This window comes from Neisseria sp. P0021.S007, from assembly GCF_051956855.1.
This window is the reverse complement of record NZ_JBQCXA010001060.1, coordinates 1-539: the sequence shown is the minus strand read 5'-3', so window position 1 is coordinate 539 and position 539 is coordinate 1. Positions and strand designations below refer to the sequence as shown.

1 protein-coding gene is annotated in these 539 nt (G+C 34.7%); it reads left to right on the top strand.

The window, feature by feature from the left end; translation table 11 throughout:
• On the top strand, positions 1–526 hold a 526-nt coding region (locus ACTHUR_RS17520), incomplete at its 5' end, for a hypothetical protein (protein ID WP_440399993.1).
• Positions 527–539 lie beyond the last annotated feature (13 nt).

Sequence of the window (539 nt, the reverse complement as noted above, 5' to 3'; positions counted from 1 at the left end):
AGGAAAGGGTAGTCAGCAAGGTAATACTGCCGTGCAGAAGGAATCAGTTTCCAATGGGGAAAATACTACAGATGCTAAAGTTGAGAAAGAACAATCAAATTGGAATTATGGAGAAAATAAAGATGAAATGAGAAATCAAACTTCTCATTGGGCTAGCATTCAATCAGAAAACACTACAGAATTTGATTTCCCATATAACGGTGGTTCAAAGTTAGAAATCACAATTCGGAAAAATCCGGAATATGGAAATGATGTAATTATTGGAATTTCAAAAGGGCAGTTTACATGCGGACTTGGTTGTAAAATGAAAGTTAAGTTTGATGATGGGGATATTCAGACTTTTAATATGGTTGGATCCGATTCGGGAAATCATGACATTATCTTTATCAATGGCAGTAAATCCGTAACTAATTTTACAAAAAACTTGAAAAAGTCGAAAAAGGCTATAATTGAGGTTGAATTTTTCCAAGCAGGGGCGCGCCAGTTCAAGTTCGACGTTTCAGGTTTAAAATGGGAATATTTCTAACTATTTAAAGAAA